General features: G+C 38.2%; 16 protein-coding genes, 1 pseudogene and 1 other annotated feature. Of the genes and pseudogenes, 15 read left to right on the forward strand and 2 right to left on the reverse strand.

The features are described from left to right. Window positions 1–77: 77 nt before the first annotated feature. The 9 genes from ACPLVF_RS10940 (at window position 78) to ACPLVF_RS10980 (ending at window position 10588) form a co-directional block, all read left to right on the forward strand. Window positions 78–1211, forward strand: a complete 1134-nt coding sequence (locus ACPLVF_RS10940; protein ID WP_424907879.1) for a pyridoxal-phosphate-dependent aminotransferase family protein — start codon at window positions 78–80, stop codon at window positions 1209–1211. Window positions 1212–1295: 84 nt separating this feature from the next. Then, window positions 1296–1586, forward strand: a complete 291-nt coding sequence (gatC, locus tag ACPLVF_RS10945; protein WP_424907865.1) for an Asp-tRNA(Asn)/Glu-tRNA(Gln) amidotransferase subunit GatC — start codon at window positions 1296–1298, stop codon at window positions 1584–1586. A 21-nt stretch (window positions 1587–1607) separates the two neighbouring features. Next, window positions 1608–3059, forward strand: coding sequence for an Asp-tRNA(Asn)/Glu-tRNA(Gln) amidotransferase subunit GatA (gene gatA, locus ACPLVF_RS10950; protein ID WP_424907866.1), 1452 nt, complete (start codon window positions 1608–1610; stop codon window positions 3057–3059). A gap of 13 nt (window positions 3060–3072) precedes the next feature. Then, complete coding sequence (gatB, locus tag ACPLVF_RS10955; protein ID WP_424907867.1) at window positions 3073–4500, forward strand: Asp-tRNA(Asn)/Glu-tRNA(Gln) amidotransferase subunit GatB; 1428 nt, start codon at window positions 3073–3075, stop codon at window positions 4498–4500. A gap of 413 nt (window positions 4501–4913) precedes the next feature. Continuing rightward, window positions 4914–6575 carry a peptide ABC transporter substrate-binding protein gene (locus ACPLVF_RS10960; protein ID WP_424907868.1) on the forward strand — a complete coding sequence of 554 codons (1662 nt, stop codon included), beginning with the start codon at window positions 4914–4916 and terminating at the stop codon, window positions 6573–6575. A gap of 152 nt (window positions 6576–6727) precedes the next feature. Then, the gene (locus tag ACPLVF_RS10965; RefSeq protein WP_424907869.1) at window positions 6728–7648 is read left to right on the forward strand and encodes an ABC transporter permease; all 921 of its coding nucleotides are present in this window, start codon (window positions 6728–6730) and stop codon (window positions 7646–7648) included. Window positions 7649–7661: 13 nt separating this feature from the next. Next, window positions 7662–8591 (forward strand): ABC transporter permease, encoded by a 930-nt coding sequence (locus ACPLVF_RS10970; protein WP_424907870.1) that lies wholly within the window; start codon window positions 7662–7664, stop codon window positions 8589–8591. Between the two features lie 19 nt (window positions 8592–8610). Continuing rightward, a complete protein-coding gene (locus ACPLVF_RS10975) occupies window positions 8611–9633 on the forward strand; it encodes an ABC transporter ATP-binding protein (protein ID WP_424907871.1) in 1023 nt (340 codons plus the stop codon). A 1-nt stretch (window position 9634) separates the two neighbouring features. Further along, window positions 9635–10588, forward strand: a complete 954-nt coding sequence (locus tag ACPLVF_RS10980; RefSeq protein ID WP_424907880.1) for an ABC transporter ATP-binding protein — start codon at window positions 9635–9637, stop codon at window positions 10586–10588. 34 nt (window positions 10589–10622) lie between these two features. On the opposite strand, the gene ACPLVF_RS10985 is transcribed toward ACPLVF_RS10980, so the two are convergent. Further along, a complete protein-coding gene (locus tag ACPLVF_RS10985; RefSeq protein ID WP_424907872.1) occupies window positions 10623–11372 on the reverse strand; it encodes a tRNA lysidine(34) synthetase in 750 nt (249 codons plus the stop codon). A 13-nt stretch (window positions 11373–11385) separates the two neighbouring features. Continuing rightward, window positions 11386–12420: a low-specificity L-threonine aldolase gene (gene ltaE, locus ACPLVF_RS10990; RefSeq protein WP_424907873.1), complete on the reverse strand. Its 1035-nt coding sequence runs from the start codon at window positions 12418–12420 to the stop codon at window positions 11386–11388. 130 nt (window positions 12421–12550) lie between these two features. Here ltaE and ACPLVF_RS10995 point away from each other — a divergent pair, with 130 nt between their 5' ends. From ACPLVF_RS10995 to ACPLVF_RS11020, 6 genes and pseudogenes are all read left to right on the forward strand, one after another. Then, complete coding sequence (locus ACPLVF_RS10995) at window positions 12551–12826, forward strand: acylphosphatase (RefSeq protein ID WP_424907874.1); 276 nt, start codon at window positions 12551–12553, stop codon at window positions 12824–12826. Window positions 12827–12841: 15 nt separating this feature from the next. Beyond that, window positions 12842–14173: a replication-associated recombination protein A gene (locus ACPLVF_RS11000; RefSeq protein WP_424907875.1), complete on the forward strand. Its 1332-nt coding sequence runs from the start codon at window positions 12842–12844 to the stop codon at window positions 14171–14173. Between the two features lie 84 nt (window positions 14174–14257). After that, window positions 14258–14656 (forward strand): Asp23/Gls24 family envelope stress response protein, encoded by a 399-nt coding sequence (locus tag ACPLVF_RS11005; RefSeq protein ID WP_424907876.1) that lies wholly within the window; start codon window positions 14258–14260, stop codon window positions 14654–14656. 215 nt (window positions 14657–14871) lie between these two features. Continuing rightward, complete coding sequence (locus ACPLVF_RS11010; protein ID WP_424907877.1) at window positions 14872–16578, forward strand: ABC-ATPase domain-containing protein; 1707 nt, start codon at window positions 14872–14874, stop codon at window positions 16576–16578. 22 nt (window positions 16579–16600) lie between these two features. After that, a complete protein-coding gene (locus ACPLVF_RS11015) occupies window positions 16601–16999 on the forward strand; it encodes a secondary thiamine-phosphate synthase enzyme YjbQ (RefSeq protein ID WP_424907878.1) in 399 nt (132 codons plus the stop codon). Window positions 17000–17069: 70 nt separating this feature from the next. After that, window positions 17070–17298: a binding site (T-box leader), on the forward strand. A gap of 144 nt (window positions 17299–17442) precedes the next feature. Then, window positions 17443–17519, forward strand: a pseudogene (locus ACPLVF_RS11020) (IS607 family transposase); the annotation flags it as partial.

Raw genomic sequence — 17519 nt, forward strand, 5'->3', positions numbered from 1 at the left:
CAAGAACCTAAAAAAGGTTCTGTGATAATTTCTAAAACATATTATACGAGGAGGAATAAGTTGTGGGAAAAGAAATTATGATTATGACTCCTGGGCCTACCGAAGTGTCAGAAAGAGTAAGGAGGGCTCTTTCAAAACCAATAACCAATCCTGATTTAGATGAAGAATTTTTTACATTTTACGACAGCTTGTGCAGTAAATTAAAAAAAGTTTTAAATACTGATGAAGACGTGTTCATATTAAGCGGAGAAGGCATACTGGGCTTGGAAGCTGCTGTAGCTTCGATTGTAGAGCCTGAAGATAAGGTGCTGTGTGTAGCAAATGGTGTTTTTGGAGAAGGATTTGGCGATTTTGTAGAAATGTACGGCGGTATCCCTTTTTATCTCAGAAAGGAGTATAACGAGCCTGTAACAAAAAAAGATTTAGAGGATGTTTTAAACAGGCATCCTGATATAAAAATAGCGACTGTGGTTCACTGTGAAACCCCTGCAGGCTTGATAAACCCGATTGAAGAAATATGCCCGTACCTTCATGAAAGGGGAATTATCACTATAGTTGATGCGGTTTCTTCCATAGGGGGCATGAAAATAAAAACTGATGAATGGGGAGTAGATGTAATCCTTGGAGGTTCGCAAAAATGCCTTTCGGCTCCTCCTGGTCTCACCTTCCTCTCCATTAGTAAATGGGCATGGGAAAAAATAGAAAAACGAAAACATCCTATTCACGGTTACTACTTGAACTTACTCTTGTGGAAAGAAATGTGGAAAGAAAAACGGGTATTTCCGTATACCCAACCCGTATCAGATATTTACGGGTTAAATGAAGCAGTAGACACGGTTTTAGAAGAAGGGGAAAACATTTACGAAAGACATAGAAATATTGCCTGTGCGGTAAGAAAAACTTTAAAAGAAGCGGGATTTAAGATTTATCCTAAGGAAGGTTTTGAATCAGATACTGTTACGGCTTTTTATGTACCTTCTGGGATAGAAGATGAAAGATTTAGAAAACATTTGCAAGAAGAATACAAGGTAATGATTGCGGGTAGCTGGGGAAAACTTTCCGGTAAAGTGTGGAGAATCGGTCATATGGGCGAGAATGCAAGGGAAGAAAAGCTTTTTAAGTTTTTTAAAGAGTTTCAGAAAGCACTAATAGATTTTAATTGGGATTTGAAAGGGAAAAATCTTTCAGAAATCTTCGCCGGGAATATATAATTTTCCGGCGATTAATTTTGTTGTATAATGGTAGGCAAAATGATAAAATATTAGTCGTTGAAAACTGTGGAAAGAGGTGAAAACGTGAAAATTACTAAAGAGACTGTTGAACATGTTGCAAACTTAGCGAGACTTTATCTTACTGAGGAAGAAAAGGAAGAAATGGCAGAAAAATTAAACTCTATTTTGGAATATATGGATAAATTATCCGAATTAGACACAAAGGATGTTCCTCCCACATCTCACGTTATACCTATACAGAATGTTTTTAGGGAAGATGAGGTTTTTGATAGTCTTCCTTTGGATGAGGTTTTAAAAAATGCGCCTGACAGCGAGAAAGGGTTTTTCAAGGTCCCGAGGGTTATTGAAGAATAAGAGGGATAGGAGGGTGCAAAATTGAAACTATATGAACTTACAATTCATGAAGCCAACCAGCTTTTAAAAGAAGGAGAAATATCCTCAAAGGACTTAACCTTATCGGTTATTGAAAGGATTAAACAAGTAGAGGGAAAAATAAAAGCCTATGTTACTCTGAATGAAGAAGAAGCAATAAAAAATAGTGAAGAAATTGATAAACAAAAGGATTTTTCAAACCCTCTTTCCGGTATTCCTGTTGCCGTAAAGGACAATATTTGTACATATAATTTGAGGACAACCTGTTCCTCTAAAATTTTAGAAAATTTTATTCCTCCCTATGATGCGACGGTTGTAAAGAAATTAAAAGGTTGTAATGCTGTAATTATTGGTAAAACCAATATGGATGAGTTTGCCATGGGCTCTTCAACCGAAAATTCAGCTTTTTTCCCCACCAGAAATCCCTGGGATTTGGAAAGGGTTCCTGGTGGATCATCGGGAGGGTCTGCCGCAGCTGTAGCAGCTGATGAATGCATTTACGCCCTCGGTTCGGATACGGGTGGGTCCATAAGGCAACCGGCAAACTACTGTGGTGTAGTAGGTTTAAAACCTACTTACGGGAGGGTATCAAGATACGGCCTTGTAGCTTATGCATCGTCCCTTGACCAAATCGGTCCGATAACAAAGGATGTAACGGATTGTGCCATAGTTTTAAATTATATTTGTGGATGGGACGAAAAGGATTCTACTTCTGCAAATGTCCCTGTAGAAGATTTTACCAAAAGCTTGGTTGAGGATGTTCGCGGCTTAAAGATCGGTATCCCTAAGGAATACATTGGCGAAGGAATCGAGGAAGATGTAAAATCGGCAGTTTTTGATGCTGCAAAGCTTTTTGAGGATTTAGGAGCAAAATGTGAGGAAATATCCTTGCCCCATACAGAGTACGCCTTATGGGCTTATTATATTATAGCTCCTGCGGAAGCCAGTTCCAACCTTGCAAGGTACGATGGGATAAGATATGGTGTAAGGGCTAAGAATTACGATGATTTAATAGATTTGTATAAAAAGACGAGGAGTGAAGGGTTCGGCGCAGAGGTTAAAAGGAGAATAATGCTCGGCACTTATGCATTAAGTGCGGGTTACTATGATGCCTACTATTTAAAGGCACAAAAAGTAAGAACCCTCGTAAAGAGGGATTTTGACAAAGCTTTTGAAAGATACGATTTAATACTATCACCTACAGCACCTTCTACAGCTTTTAAGATCGGTGAAATGGTTGATGACCCTTTAAAAATGTACATGTCTGATGTATGCACTATCCCTGTAAATATGGCAGGACTCCCTGCTATCTCTATACCCGCGGGTTTTTCAAATAATTTGCCTATTGGAATTCAGCTTATCGGAAAGGCTTTTGATGAAAAAACGATTTTGAGGGCTGCATATACCTTTGAAAAGGCTGTAGCTTTAGAAAAAAGAAAGCCGCAACTTGATTAAGGAGGTCCGCATAATGGGGTATGAAACAATAATTGGTTTGGAAGTTCATGTAGAGTTACTGACAAAATCGAAGGTTTTCTGCGGTTGCAGTACCGAATTCGGGGGAGATGTTAATACCCACTGTTGTCCGGTTTGCCTCGGAATGCCTGGAGTGCTTCCGGTAACCAATAAAAAAGCTGTAGAATACGCAATAAAAGCTGCCCTTGCGTTAAACTGTGAGATAGCCGAGTATTCAAAATTTGATAGAAAGAACTATTTTTATCCCGATCTTCCAAAAGCTTATCAGATATCCCAATACGATATGCCTCTTGCAAGAAAAGGGTATATAGAAATAGAAATCGATGGTAAGATAAAGAGAATTGGAATTAACCGGCTGCATCTAGAAGAAGATGCGGGCAAACTTATTCATGAAGAGGGGAGAAATTATTCTCTTGTTGACTTAAACAGGACGGGTGTTCCTTTGATAGAGATTGTATCCGAGCCCGATCTTAGGTCACCTGAAGAAGCCTGGCTATACCTAAATAAATTAAAAACAATCCTTCAATACATAGAAGTTTCCGACTGCAAAATGGAGGAAGGGTCTCTTCGCTGTGATGTGAATATTTCATTGAGGCCTTTAGGCTCTGAAAAATTTGGTAAAAAGGTAGAAATCAAAAATTTAGGTTCTTTTAAAGCGGTCAAGCGGGCTCTTGAATATGAGGAAAAAAGGCAGAGGGAATTGTTAGAACAGGGCTACGAAATCGTTCAGGAGACGAGGCGGTGGGATGAAACAAGAGGTATTACTACTTCTATGAGGAGCAAGGAAGAAGCCCACGATTATAGATATTTTCCAGATCCTGATTTAGTTCCAATGGTTATAGATAGAAAATGGGTGGAAGAAATTAAAAACACCCTTCCCGAATTGCCGGATGAAAAGAAAAAAAGATATATAAAAGATTTTGGACTTCCCGAATACGATGCTTCTGTTATCACTTCAAATAAAGCGCTGGCAAGATTCTACGAAGAATGTGTGAAGCTTTACCATGACCCGAAGATGGTGAGCAACTGGGTGATGTCCGAACTCCTCGGTTTATTAAATGAAAAAGGAATGGAAATTGAAGAGATAATTTTTAAACCTGAAGATTTGATAAAAATGCTAAAACTCATTGATAACGGCACTATCAGCGGCAAAATTGCAAAGGATGTATTCAAGGAAATGTTTGAAACAGGGAAAGACCCTGAATTAATTGTAAAGGAAAAGGGCCTGGTTCAGATAACCGATGAAGAGGAATTGAGAAAGATAGCACAAAAGGTCATAAATGAAAATCAAAAATCAGTAGAAGATTATAAGAGCGGCAAGGAAAAAGCCTTTGGATTTTTAGTGGGTCAATTGATGAAGGAGACTAAAGGCAAAGCAAATCCCCAGTTGGCTAATAAGGTGCTAAAGGAACTGTTAAGTTAATTTATTTATTAAAATTTTATAAAATATACCTTGTATTTTTAAAATGTTGGTTCCCTTTAATGGGAGCTTTTTTATATTTTAAATTAACTTGTCTGACATCTTTTTATAATTATGTTTAAAAAAGAAGGAAAATAAAAATCTTTGGAGAATATATAAATGTAGTTGTAAATTGTTAAATTGCAGTGTTTTACTAAATAAAGAAATAAAAAATTTTTTTTTTTTTGGAATTATTAATAGCTTTAGTATATTGTGTGATATTTGTGTATATACATATTTATAAATATTCTTTTGGTTAAATTTACATTTGTTATTTTTTAATAATAAATTTAAAATAATTACTAAAAAGGGGGGATATTAGAATAAAATTATTATGAAAATTAACTAAAATTCTTAATTCTACGGGAGGGAATTAAATGTTAAGAAAAAGCATAGCTCTTTTGGTAATTCTCTTATTAGTGATAGGAATGCTTACGGGATGCGGCAGCCAGCAGTCTTCCAATCAAAATCAGCAGCAACAGCAAGCACAACCCAAAGAAAAAGAATTGGTATTTGCTATCGGCGCAGAAGTTCCAAACCTTGATGCGCAGAAGGCTACCGACACTTATGCAATAATGGTTGGTAATGCTATTTTTGAAGGTTTGGTAAGGGTATATGATGGAAAAGTGTATCCCGGAATGGCTGAAAAGTGGGAAGTATCAGAAGATAAAACCACGTATACTTTCCATTTAAGGGATGCAAAGTGGAGCGATGGTTCACCGGTTACAGCTTACGATTTTGAGTATGCTATTAAAAGGCTACTTGACCCCAACACCGCTTCTGAATACGCTTTCCAGGGCTACTACATCGTAAACGGTGAAGAATACAATACAAAGAAAATTACAGATCCCAATCAGGTTGGAGTAAAAGCTCTTGATGAAAAAACACTGCAAATCAAACTAAAGGTACCGGTAAAATACTTTGAAAGCTTGTTGAGCTTTATTTCCTTCTATCCTGTAAAGAAGGATTTTGTAGAAAAGATGGGCGAAAAATACGCTGCTGATGCGGATAAGATGCTCTACAACGGGCCGTTCATATTGAAAGACTGGAAACACGAACAGGAATTAATCCTTGAAAAGAACCCCAACTACTGGAACAAAGATGCCATTAAGCTTGATAGGGTAAGGATTTTAGTAGTAACAGAGCCTAATACAGCTTATCAGATGTATGAAAACGGAGAACTCGACTTTGTCGGTATTCCACCGGATTTCGTAGAACAGCTTAAGAATGAAGGAAAAGCTCTTTTCTACTACGACGGTGCCGAATTCTACTTCCAGTTCAACGTAAAGAGGCCTGGTAAACCATGGCTTGCAAATGAGAACTTCATAAGGGCCTTTGGATTTGCAATCGACAGAGAAGACTTCATCAAGGCTACAATGAAAGGTGTATCCGATCCTGCTACAAGATACGTACTGCCACTCCTTTCCGGTGTAGAAAAGAAATTTGTAGAGGAATACCCCTATGAGTTCTATCCCAAGAAGGCTGACCCTGCAAAGGCAAAAGAGTATTTAGACAAAGCGCTTAAGGAACTGAAGATAAGCGATCCTTCAAAAATAAAGATTGAATTCTTGACTGATGACAGCTCCAGGGCAAAATTAATGGCAGAAACCGTGCAGGATATGATAAAGAAGAACCTCGGCATTGAAATTACCATTAAACAGGTGCCCTTCAAGCAGAGACTTGAGCTTATGAACAAATCCGACTACGATATAGTATTTGCCGGTTGGGGTCCTGACTACGATGACCCAATGACCTATATTGACCTCTGGGTAACCGGCGGTGGCCATAACAATACCGGATGGAGCAACAAACAATACGATGAACTTGTTAAATTTGCAAAGACTACAACGGACTTCAAGAAACGTGCCGATGCTATGTTTGAAGCTGAGAAACTCCTCCTTGAAAAAGGTCCAATTGTACCGGTATACTTCAGACAAAGGGCATGGACAAAGAGAGACTATGTAACAGGCTTAGTAAGAAACTTCATAGGTCCTGATCCTGACTTTATCTATGCCGATGTAGAAGGTAAATACAAGTAATTGAAGTTAAAAAATCTTGAATAAAGAAAATAATGGACGGAGGTGTATGCATAAAGCATATACCTCCGTTTGTGATAATTAAAAATGTTCATTATAATAAAATATTAAAAAATAAAATAACTAAAATAAAATAATTAATCGGGGGTATATAAATGGGCCGATATATATTGAATAGGTTTCTGGTTTCTTTAATTACGGCATGGGTTTTAGTAACCATTGTATTTTTCCTTGTAAGGCTTCTTCCGGGTGATCCCTTTTTAAGCGAAAAAATTACTCCTGAAATTAAGCAAAACATGATGAGATACTATGGATTTGATAAACCTTTATACGTTCAGTATTTCAGATATATAACTAATTTATTAAAAGGCGACTTGGGTTATTCTTTAAGATACAAGAATAGAACGGTAAATGAGGTAATAAAACAGGCTTTTCCTTATTCCGCAGATTTAGGAATAAGGGCAGTAATTTTTGCTACAATTGTAGGAGTTACTTTGGGTATTATTGCTGCTTTGAACAGGAACAAACCTTTAGATTATTTAAGCATGTTTATAGCAATTATCGGTATTTCCGTTCCGGGATTTGTTATAGGACCTTTGCTTCAGTATTACTTTGCAATAAAACTGAAACTATTGCCTGTTGCTCAATGGAAGGGTTTTGCCTATACCATAATGCCTACCTTTGCATTAAGCCTCGGTTCATTGGCATTGATGGCAAGGCTTATGAGGGCGAGCATGCTTGATGTTGTTAACCAGGACTATATTAAAACAGCAAAGTCAAAGGGACTTTCTCCCACTCAGATAGTTTGGAGGCACCAGATTAGAAACGCAATTTTACCTGTAGTTACTGTTTTAGGCCCGGTTACTGCTACGCTTTTGACTGGTACGTTTGTAATTGAGCAGATTTTTGCTATACCGGGATTAGGAAAGTTTTATATTTTAGGAATACAAAACCTTGACTATTCTTTGGTGCTCGGCATGACGGTGTTTTACGGACTGTTTTTGATTGCTGCAAACTTTGTAGTGGATATTATTTATGGAATAATTGATCCAAGAATCAGGTTATCTGGTAAATAAGGAGGTGTAAGCTATGCAGAATAATGTCGAAGAATTTTCAAAGGAACTTTTTACCCATGTAGGCAAAAACATAAGTGAAATGGAAGCAATAGTAAGGCCGAGCATAACTTATTGGCAGGACGCGTGGAGAAGGTTAAAACAAAATAAAATAGCGATGCTTGGACTGATAATCATAATATTGTATACAATTATGGCTATAGTCGGGCCTTATATGACACCCTATGATTACAGAACAACAAACCCTTCTGAAGCCGACCAGCCCCCTTCAGCAAAGCACTGGTTTGGTACAGACTCCTTAGGAAGAGATTTATGGGAACGCACCTGGATGGGAGCAAGGGTATCCTTGATGATAGGGTTTGTAGCAGCTCTATTAAATGCTTTCATAGGTGTTATAGTTGGCGGAATTTCGGGGTATTTTGGTGGAAAAGTTGATATGGTTATAATGAGATTTATAGATGTAATGTACGCAATTCCTTATATGATAATAGTTATATTAATGATGGTGGTTTTGGGTCAGGGTATTGTTCCATTAATCCTTGCTTTAGTAGTTGGTGGATGGCTTGGAATGGCAAGGCTTGTAAGAGGCCAGGTATTGCAGTTAAAAGAGCAGGAATTTGTTCTTGCGGCAAAGGTTTTAGGTGCCAGCCATGCGAGGATAATTTTTAGGCACCTGATTCCAAACACTCTCGGTGTTATACTTGTAAATCTTACCATGTCAGTCCCCGGAGCAATTTTCTCCGAAGCATTCTTAAGCTTTATCGGGCTCGGTGTGGTACCGCCACAGTCCAGCTGGGGTCAGTTAGCGGCATACGGTGCACAGACCTTTAGGATATACCCCTATCAGCTTTTCATCCCCGCGTTTTTCATCAGCACCACCATGCTTTCCTTAAACCTTTTAGGCGATGGTTTAAGAGATGCATTAGACCCGAGATTGCGCAGTTAAAAGGAGGAGGAAGGGCTAAATGGAGAAGATTTTAGAGGTAAAAGACCTTGAAGTTTCATTTAAAACTTATGCGGGGGAAATAAAAGCTGTAAGAGGGGTTAGCTTTGATGTGAAAAGAGGGGAAACCCTCGCAATAGTAGGTGAATCCGGCTGCGGGAAAACCGTAACCGTGCAGACGATTATGAGACTTATACCCATGCCACCGGGTATAATTAAAAATGGTTCTATAATTTTTGACGGCAAAGACATAACAAAACTGTCGGAGAAAGAGATGGAAAAAGTTCGGGGTTCAGAGATGAGCATGGTCTTCCAGGACCCAATGACATCTTTAAACCCTACGATGAAGGTAGGGAACCAGATTGCAGAAAGTTTAATTAAACATCAAAAGATGAATCCAAAAGATGCTAAGCAAAAAGCGATAGAAATGCTAAAAATGGTAGGTATACCCAATGCTGAAAAAAGGGTCGACCAGTACCCCCATGAGTTCAGCGGTGGTATGAGGCAGAGGGCAATGATAGCGATAGCCCTCGCATGCAACCCTAAACTTTTGATAGCAGACGAGCCCACAACGGCTCTAGACGTTACTATACAGGCGCAGATACTTGACTTGATGAGGGATTTACAAAAGAAATTAAACACTTCAATCATAATAATAACTCATAACTTAGGAGTTGTAGCAAATCTTGCCGATAAAGTACTCGTAATGTATGCAGGAAAAGTCATCGAAAGAGGCAACCTCAATGATATATTCTATAACCCGCAGCATCCATATACCTGGGGACTTTTGCTTTCAGTGCCGAGACTCAATATTACAAAGAGCGAAAGGCTTGCTTCGATAGACGGAACACCACCAGATCTTTTTGCTCCTCCTGTAGGTTGTGCCTTTGCAGCAAGGTGTGAGTATGCTATGAAGATATGTTATGAGAAATACCCGCCCGAGTATGTTATAAACGATGGACATTCAGTAGCGTGCTGGTTAAAGCATCTTATGGCACCTAAGGTAGTTCCTCCGATCGGGAAAGGGGTGTCTGTAAATGAATGATATGAAAAATAGATTAATTGAGATAAAAAACCTTAAAAAGTTTTTTAAGGTAGGAAAGAATGCGATTCTAAAAGCTGTAGACAATGTAAATTTATTTATTGAAGAAGGCGAGACTCTTGGCCTTGTAGGAGAAAGCGGATGCGGTAAAACAACCTTAGGGAGGACGATTGTAAGGTTATACGAACCAACCGCTGGAGAAGTCCTTTTTGAAGGTAAGAACGTTCATAGATTAAACGGTGCTGAATTAAGGGATTTCAACAGAAAAGCCCAAATGATATTCCAAGACCCTTATGCTTCTTTGAATCCAAGAATGACAGTGGGAGACATCATAGGTGAAGGTATCGATATTCATAGGCTTTATAGCGGAAAAGAAAGAACTGAAAGGATTTATGAATTATTAAGGACTGTGGGACTAAATAAAGAACACGTAAACCGCTTTCCCCACGAATTTTCAGGAGGCCAAAGGCAAAGAATTGGCATAGCAAGAGCGCTTGCAGTGGAACCAAAATTTATAGTATGTGATGAGCCTATTTCAGCTTTGGACGTTTCCATTCAGGCACAGATAATTAACCTTTTAATGGATTTACAGCAGAAGATGAGACTGACATACCTTTTTATTGCCCATGATCTTTCTGTAGTAAGGTATGTTTCCGACAGGGTAGCAGTTATGTACCTCGGAATTGTGGTTGAGCTAACAAAGTCGGAAGAGCTTTATAAAAATCCTCTTCATCCTTATACTCAGGCACTGCTTTCAGCAATTCCTGTACCTGATCCAGAAGTGGAGAGAAGCAAAAAGCGTATCCTGCTTGAAGGAGATGTTCCCAGTCCCATCAATCCACCCGAGGGATGCCGATTTGCCAAAAGGTGCAGGTTTGCAAAACCCATATGCAAAGAAAACAATCCGGAATTTAAGGAAGTATCAAAAGGCCACTTTGTCGCATGTCATTTATATTAAAGCAAAAAGAGAGCAAGCTATGCTCTCTTTTTTATTAATCTAATGCCTCATCTTTTTTAAAAGCATTTTCCTCCATAAAAAATCTTTTTCTGTCAATAGCTGCGATAATATTATCCCTTGCTTTTGGGAATAGCGATTCGAATTGATCTATGAATTTTTTCATTTCTTCCCTTTTAGTTTTACCTGTTGCGGGGCATAAAGACTCGATTACAGGAAGATTTTGTGACTTAACGATGGATTTTATCGTTTGTTCTTTAAGGTAAATCAAAGGTCTTATTAAAGTGACTTTTTTTCTTGAAAGATAAGTTTTTGGCTCAAAGGTTGCAAATCGGCCAGTGAATATTAAGTTGAGAAGAAGGGTTTCAGAAGCATCATCGGCGTGATGTGCAAGGGCTACCTTATTGCAGCCAAGCTCAACGGCGGCACTGTCTAAAGCACCCCTTCTCATTTTGGAGCACAAAGAGCAGGGATTTTTTTCCTTTCTAATTTCAAATACAATTTTACCAATCTCTGAAGGGATAATATGTAAAGGGATATTGATTTTTTGGCAAAATTCTTTTAATGGGGTGTAATCCATACCAAAACCTAAGTCAATAGACACCGCTACAATATCAAAGTTTAAAGGGGAATTTTTTCGGACTAAATCAAGGATGAACAAAAGTGCGGATGAATCCTTTCCTCCAGAAACTCCTACGGCGATTTTATCATTATTCTCTATCATGTTGTAGTTTATTATGGCTTTTTTTACTTTTGTTAAAAACCATTTGCCAAAGTTGCCGTTCATTTTTCGCCTCCAATCACCTTAATGCAATTTTCTTTATAACATCGATGGTGTACAATATATCTTCTTTATTTATACCATGGTGGGTTACAAATCTTACAATGGTGTTTTTTGAACCGTTAATTTTTATATTATATTTGTATAAAGATTCAGCAAGTTCATTACTTGTCATTTTAAGTCCGGAAATATCGCAGATTACTATGTTTGTTTGCACAGTACCTAAATCCAATTTTATGCCGGGGATTTCAGATAGACCTTCAGCTAAAATTCTTGCATTAATATGGTCTTCGTGTAGCCTTTTTGTCATTTTTTCTAAAGCCACTATACCGCATGCTGCAAGAAAACCCGCTTGGCGAAGCCCTCCTCCTAACATTTTTCTTAATTTGCGAGCTTTTTCAATGAATTTTTTTGTACCCACAAGCATTGAACCTACAGGGGCACATAAACCTTTAGAAAGGCAAAACATCACGCTGTCAGCGTATTTTGCGATCTCCTTTACATCCACATTCAAGTACGTAGCGGCATTAAATATCCTTGCACCGTCCATATGAATGGGAATACCGTATTTTTGTCCAACCTCTTGAGTTCTTTTTAATAAATCTAAGGGCATTACTGTACCGCCGGCGCGGTTATGGGTATTTTCTACACAAATTAAGGAAGTGCGAGGATAGTGAATGTTTTCTTCTCTAATAGCTGCCTCAATATCCTCAGGTGCCATAAATCCGTATTTTCCAAAGATGGTTTTTGCCTGAACACCTGCAAGCCTTGCAATTCCACCAACCTCATAGGTTATAATGTGGCAGCGCTCTTCCAAAATGATTTCATCGCCCGGTTGGGTATGTGCCATTACTGCAATTTGATTCCCTTGAGTGCCGCTTGTTACAAACAGTGCCGCTTCTTTTCCCATAATATCTGCGGCCATTTCTTCTAATTTATTGACTGTTGGATCTTCTCCGTATACATCATCACCTACTTCGGCTTTGTACATTGCCTCACGCATTTCAGGTGTGGGCAAAGTAACGGTGTCGCTTCTTAAATCGATAAACTTCATAATGTTTCCCCCTGCGTTTTTGGTTTTATTTAATAATTTTATTATCATGATATAATTATAGCACTCCTTTTTATTGCTTATTAATATAACTTTTTGTATAATTTGATAAAAAAAGTTGGCAGGTGGTTAAATGGAAAAGACGGTTTATGCGCGGATCTATGGGATTGTTCAGGGAGTGGGTTTAAGGTATTCCGCCATGATGAAGGCTAAAGAACTCGGCCTAAAAGGTTATGTTAAAAATATGCCCGATTTAAGTGTGGAATTGGAAGTGGAGGGTGAGGAGGAAAAAATAAAGGAGTTATTGGATTTTATTAAAAACGGTATAAGGTGGGCAAAGGTGGAGAAGATAGAAACAACCTTTAAAAATTACATGGGTAAGTATAGAGATTTTAATATAGTGCATTAAGAAGGGGTACCTATTATGGATATTCAATCATCAATTTTTGATCATTACGACAAAATAAATGCCCCCTTAGCTGAAAGAATGCGCCCAAAAGATTTAGATGAGTTTTTTGGGCAGGAACACCTTCTTTCGGAAAAGGGAATATTAAGAAAACTTATCGAAAGCGGCAATATACCTTCTATGGTTTTCTGGGGACCGCCGGGTGTTGGAAAAACTACACTTGCAATGATTATAGCAAAAAAAATGGATGCAAATTTTTTGAATTTTAGCGCCGTGATGTCGGGGATTGGAGAAATAAAAGAGGTGATGAAAGAAGCACAGGAAAGAAAAAGATTCGGGAAAAAGACTATTTTATTCATCGATGAGATACACAGGTTTAACAAGGCCCAGCAGGATGCTTTTTTACCGTATGTGGAAAGAGGAGATATAATTTTGATAGGTGCTACAACTGAAAATCCTTCCTTTGAGTTAAATTCAGCATTGCTTTCACGGTTGAAGGTATTTGTTTTAAACCCTTTGACTTCTGAGGATATTGTCAAAATATTAAAAAGGGCCTTAAACGATGAGGAGCGAGGCCTTGGACGATACAAAATAAAAATTGATGAAGATCTGCTCTTTAAAATTGCGAATTATTCCAATGGTGATGCAAGAATCGCACTAAATACCTTAGAGCTTTCTTTTCTAAAGACAAGGGTGGTCGAAGACGGAACATATGAAATTACTTTAAAAGAAGTAGAAGAGGCTGTACAAAGAAAATTTTTATTGTATGATAAAAAAGGGGAAGAGCATTATAATTTAATTTCAGCCCTGCATAAATCCATAAGAAACAGCGATGTGGATGCGGCTCTTTACTGGCTTGCACGCATGATAGAATCAGGGGAGGATCCCCTTTACATTGCGAGGAGGCTGATAAGGATAGCCTCCGAAGATGTAGGGCTTGCTGATCCAGAGGCTTTAACTATTACTGTGTCAGCATTTCAAGCAGTCCAATTTGTGGGGCTGCCGGAAGCAGCGTTGAACCTTGCTCAAGCTGCAGTTTTTCTTGCCCTTTGCCCTAAATCAAATGCCCTTTATACAGCCTACGAAAAAGCAAGGGAAGATGCTTTAAATACCATTGCAGAGCCCGTTCCGCTGCATTTAAGGAATGCGCCTACATCATTAATGAAAGATTTGGGTTATGGAAAGGGCTATAAATACGCCCATGATTACAAGGAAAAAATTGCAGATATGGAGTGTTTACCCGAGAATCTAAAGGGTGTAAAATACTATTTTCCTACCGATCAGGGCAAGGAAAGGATGTTTGCAGAGAGGTTGGAGGAAATAAAAAAGATAAAAAAGAAAAAAGTTTAAAAATTAAATTTTTTCTCAAGAATATTGTGGTATAATATAAAATATATAAAATTTAAAAATGATTTATTAAAGGGGGAAAAAATTATGGTAGACGGTAGGACCTCTATTGGGGAATCGGTATTTTTGGAAATTGCTAAGGAAGCCATGCATAAAGTAGAAGATGTCATAAAGGAAGAAAAAAAATGGGCTCTTTCAGGTATTACAAAAGCATTTACCGATAGGTTTGCTCCACAGATAAAGGTAAAAAAGCGCGACCCTATTGATACAGAAGACAATGTCGGGACGGTTTCTTTTGAAGTAACCTTAAGTGTAATCTATGGTGTTAAAATTCCGGAAGTAGCCCAAAAAGTGAGGGAAAAGATTATTAGTGAAGTTGAGACATTAACCGGTTATAAAGTGGAAAAGGTGGATATTTCCATAGATAAAATCATTAAATTAGAAGATATACAGGAAGAAAAGAAGGAAAAAATAGAAAAGGAGTAGAAGGCCTAAAAAGGCCTTTCTTTTTTTAAAATATTTTTCAAAAGTTCACCAGAATGCCCCCGGTTGAAACCGGGGGATAAATGGCGGCTTGATTTTCCTCCCCGGCTATGGCATGATTAAGATGCAGGATGTTCCTGCCCATAAAATCAATTCATTGAGGTGAGGATGTCACGGAAGGGTTTATTAGGGAAAATTAAGCAATAGAGGTGGAAAAAATGAAAACAAAAAAGCATTTGCAAGAAATTTTAAAAAGAATAAACAACAAAGGTTACAAGGCATATAAGGAACTTGAAGGCGAGTATGATTTCGAAAGCTTTATTCTTTTTATAGACCATGTTCAATCAGACCCTTTTGCGCCTCCTTCGAGGATAAGGATAAGGGTTGATAAAAAACACGCTGGCTTTGATGAGAAGTTGTATTCTACCAAAGAACGGAAAATTGCTTTTGAAGATTATATTGCAAGGAAAATATTTTCTGAAATAGTTAAGTTACCTAAGATTGCAGGCACCGGAAATAGCGGGGAAATTTTTATAGATAAAGGCGGTCAGGAGATTTTAGAAAGGACTGCTGTAAAAATAAAAGATGGTTTTATTGAGGTAAGGCTAAGCATAGGTCTACCAGCATATGGAAGAAAAATTAACGCTAATGGAGCAGAGAGGGTATTTTTTGAATACCTCCCGTTGCTCGTGGAAAAGGGGATTAATTATTCAAATTACGATAAGAGAGAATCTGAAGAGTGGGTTAAACTATATGAAGATCAGGAGTTTATAAGAAAAAGCCTGAAAAATAAAGGCCTTGTGGCATTTATAAAAGATGGTTCTATATTGCCGAGAGAAAGTGGGATAAGCGACAAACCCTTAAAAAAAGAGAAGGCTATACCTTTTATTTCACCCGAAAGTTTACGGGTGGAATTTGAACTTCCCAATAGCGGTAAAATAACGGGGATGGGCATAAAAAAAGGGGTAACTCTCATTGTTGGCGGCGGATACCATGGAAAGACAACTCTTTTGAAAGCTCTCGAACGGGGAATTTACAATCATATCCCCGGCGATGGCAGAGAGTTTGTTATAACTTTGGAAGATGCTGTAAAAATTCGCGCAGAAGATGGTAGAAGGGTAGAAAAAGTAGATATAAGCCCCTTTATTGAAAATCTTCCAGATGGCCAGGATACAAGGAAATTTTCAACGGAAAATGCAAGCGGTAGTACATCTCAAGCAGCTAATATTATGGAAGCTGTAGAAATTGGTACAACCCTACTCCTTTTGGATGAGGATACCTGTGCTACCAATTTCATGATAAGGGATGCGAGAATGCAAAAACTCGTCGCCAAAGAAAAAGAGCCGATTACTCCCTTCATTGACCGAGTCAGACAGCTTTATGAGGAATTGGGGATATCAACAATACTCGTTATGGGCGGAAGCGGAGATTACTTTGATGTGGCTGACTGCGTTATAAAAATGCAGGATTACCGCCCCTACGATGTGACGGAGGAGGCAAAGCGTATTGCGGCAGAAATAAGGACCTACCGCAAAAGGGAAAGGACGGAAGGTCCTATTACGGTAACCCCGAGGGTTATTTTGAAAGAAGGCCTTGAGCTAAAGGGTAAGAAAAAGATAAAGTCCAAAGATGTGGATACTTTGCAATACGGTAGAGAATACATAGAGATGGATTACGTGGAACAACTGGTGGACAAAAGCCAGACCAGTGCAGTTGGTGAAATTATAAGGTACGCCGTTGAGAAGTATGTTGACGGCAGGAGAACTCTCAAAGAAGTAGTGAATTTGGTATATAAAGATATAGAAAAATACGGTCTCGATATTGTTTCACCTTTTTACGGGAAGCACCCTGGAAACCTTGCTATGCCCAGGCCTCAAGAAGTAGCGGCAGGCTTAAATAGATACCGGGGACTCAGGGTAAAGTAGGCTTGTAGTGGGAGGAGATTTTATGAAAATAATCAGTGTAGAAACGACTGAAAGGACTCAAATGGTGGATATAACCTACGAGGTTCGGAAAGGTATATCAGAATTAGGGGTAAAAGACGGCCTTTGCCTTGTTTTCGTGCCCCATACAACCGCGGGAATAACGATAAACGAAAATGCCGACCAAGATGTTAAAACCGATATAATAAACTCGCTGAACAAGCTTATTCCGCAAAAAGGTGATTATAGGCACAGGGAAGGAAACTCTGATGCCCACATAAAAGCGTCGCTTATGGGAAGTTCTGTTATGCTTGCGATAGAAAACGGTGAGCTTGTTCTCGGCAGTTGGCAAGGTATCTTTTTTTGTGAGTTCGATGGCCCGAGGAAGAGGAAAGTTGTTATTAAATGCATAAGAAATACATAAGCTGTTATCTTTACTTATACTTGACACTAGAAGGTATTATAGCTAAAATTTAAATAAAAATATTAATAAAGGAAAAGCATTGAAGGGGAGGAGTAAAAAGACTTTCCTTATCAGAGAGGAAGGCGTGTTGGTGAAAGCCTTCTTAAGGAAAGCTTTTGAAGGTCGCCCCAGAGCTTCCTTGCGAACTTTAAAGCAAAGGACGGAGTATACCGTTATCAATTTAAGCGCCTGGATAAAATAAAATAATTTTTATCCAGGAATTAAGGTGGTACCGCGGAATTAAGCCTTTCGCCCTTTTTGTAAGGTGAAAGGCTTTTAATTTTTTATAATTATTTTTTAAAAAAGTAAAATCGGAAATAAATTCAATTAGTAAATTTTAAAGGAGGTCAAAACAGTTGAAGATAGTTGTGCAAAAAGGTATAATTTTAATTAGGTGATGATAGATGTTATTAAGTATGCAAAAAATAAAAGAAATATACTCGATTAGTCGAAGGACACTTATAAACTGGGAAAAAGAAGG

Source organism: Thermovenabulum sp. (assembly GCF_049701175.1).
Lineage (GTDB): Bacteria > Bacillota > Thermosediminibacteria > Thermosediminibacterales > Thermosediminibacteraceae > Thermovenabulum.

What these genes read in the sequence shown, in the direction of transcription:
- ACPLVF_RS11010 (WP_424907877.1), top strand. Translation starts at nt 14,872, where the DNA reads ATGAAAACAAAAAAGCATTTGCAAGAAATTTTAAAAAGAATAAACAAC.
- ACPLVF_RS10985 (WP_424907872.1), bottom strand. Translation starts at nt 11,372, where the DNA reads ATGAACGGCAACTTTGGCAAATGGTTTTTAACAAAAGTAAAAAAAGCC.
- ACPLVF_RS10970 (WP_424907870.1), top strand. Translation starts at nt 7,662, where the DNA reads ATGCAGAATAATGTCGAAGAATTTTCAAAGGAACTTTTTACCCATGTA.
- ACPLVF_RS11015 (WP_424907878.1), top strand. Translation starts at nt 16,601, where the DNA reads ATGAAAATAATCAGTGTAGAAACGACTGAAAGGACTCAAATGGTGGAT.
- ltaE (WP_424907873.1), bottom strand. Translation starts at nt 12,420, where the DNA reads ATGAAGTTTATCGATTTAAGAAGCGACACCGTTACTTTGCCCACACCT.
- ACPLVF_RS10975 (WP_424907871.1), top strand. Translation starts at nt 8,611, where the DNA reads ATGGAGAAGATTTTAGAGGTAAAAGACCTTGAAGTTTCATTTAAAACT.
- ACPLVF_RS11005 (WP_424907876.1), top strand. Translation starts at nt 14,258, where the DNA reads ATGGTAGACGGTAGGACCTCTATTGGGGAATCGGTATTTTTGGAAATT.
- ACPLVF_RS10980 (WP_424907880.1), top strand. Translation starts at nt 9,635, where the DNA reads ATGAAAAATAGATTAATTGAGATAAAAAACCTTAAAAAGTTTTTTAAG.
- ACPLVF_RS10995 (WP_424907874.1), top strand. Translation starts at nt 12,551, where the DNA reads ATGGAAAAGACGGTTTATGCGCGGATCTATGGGATTGTTCAGGGAGTG.
- ACPLVF_RS11000 (WP_424907875.1), top strand. Translation starts at nt 12,842, where the DNA reads ATGGATATTCAATCATCAATTTTTGATCATTACGACAAAATAAATGCC.
- ACPLVF_RS10965 (WP_424907869.1), top strand. Translation starts at nt 6,728, where the DNA reads ATGGGCCGATATATATTGAATAGGTTTCTGGTTTCTTTAATTACGGCA.
- gatB (WP_424907867.1), top strand. Translation starts at nt 3,073, where the DNA reads ATGGGGTATGAAACAATAATTGGTTTGGAAGTTCATGTAGAGTTACTG.
- ACPLVF_RS10960 (WP_424907868.1), top strand. Translation starts at nt 4,914, where the DNA reads ATGTTAAGAAAAAGCATAGCTCTTTTGGTAATTCTCTTATTAGTGATA.
- ACPLVF_RS10940 (WP_424907879.1), top strand. Translation starts at nt 78, where the DNA reads ATGATTATGACTCCTGGGCCTACCGAAGTGTCAGAAAGAGTAAGGAGG.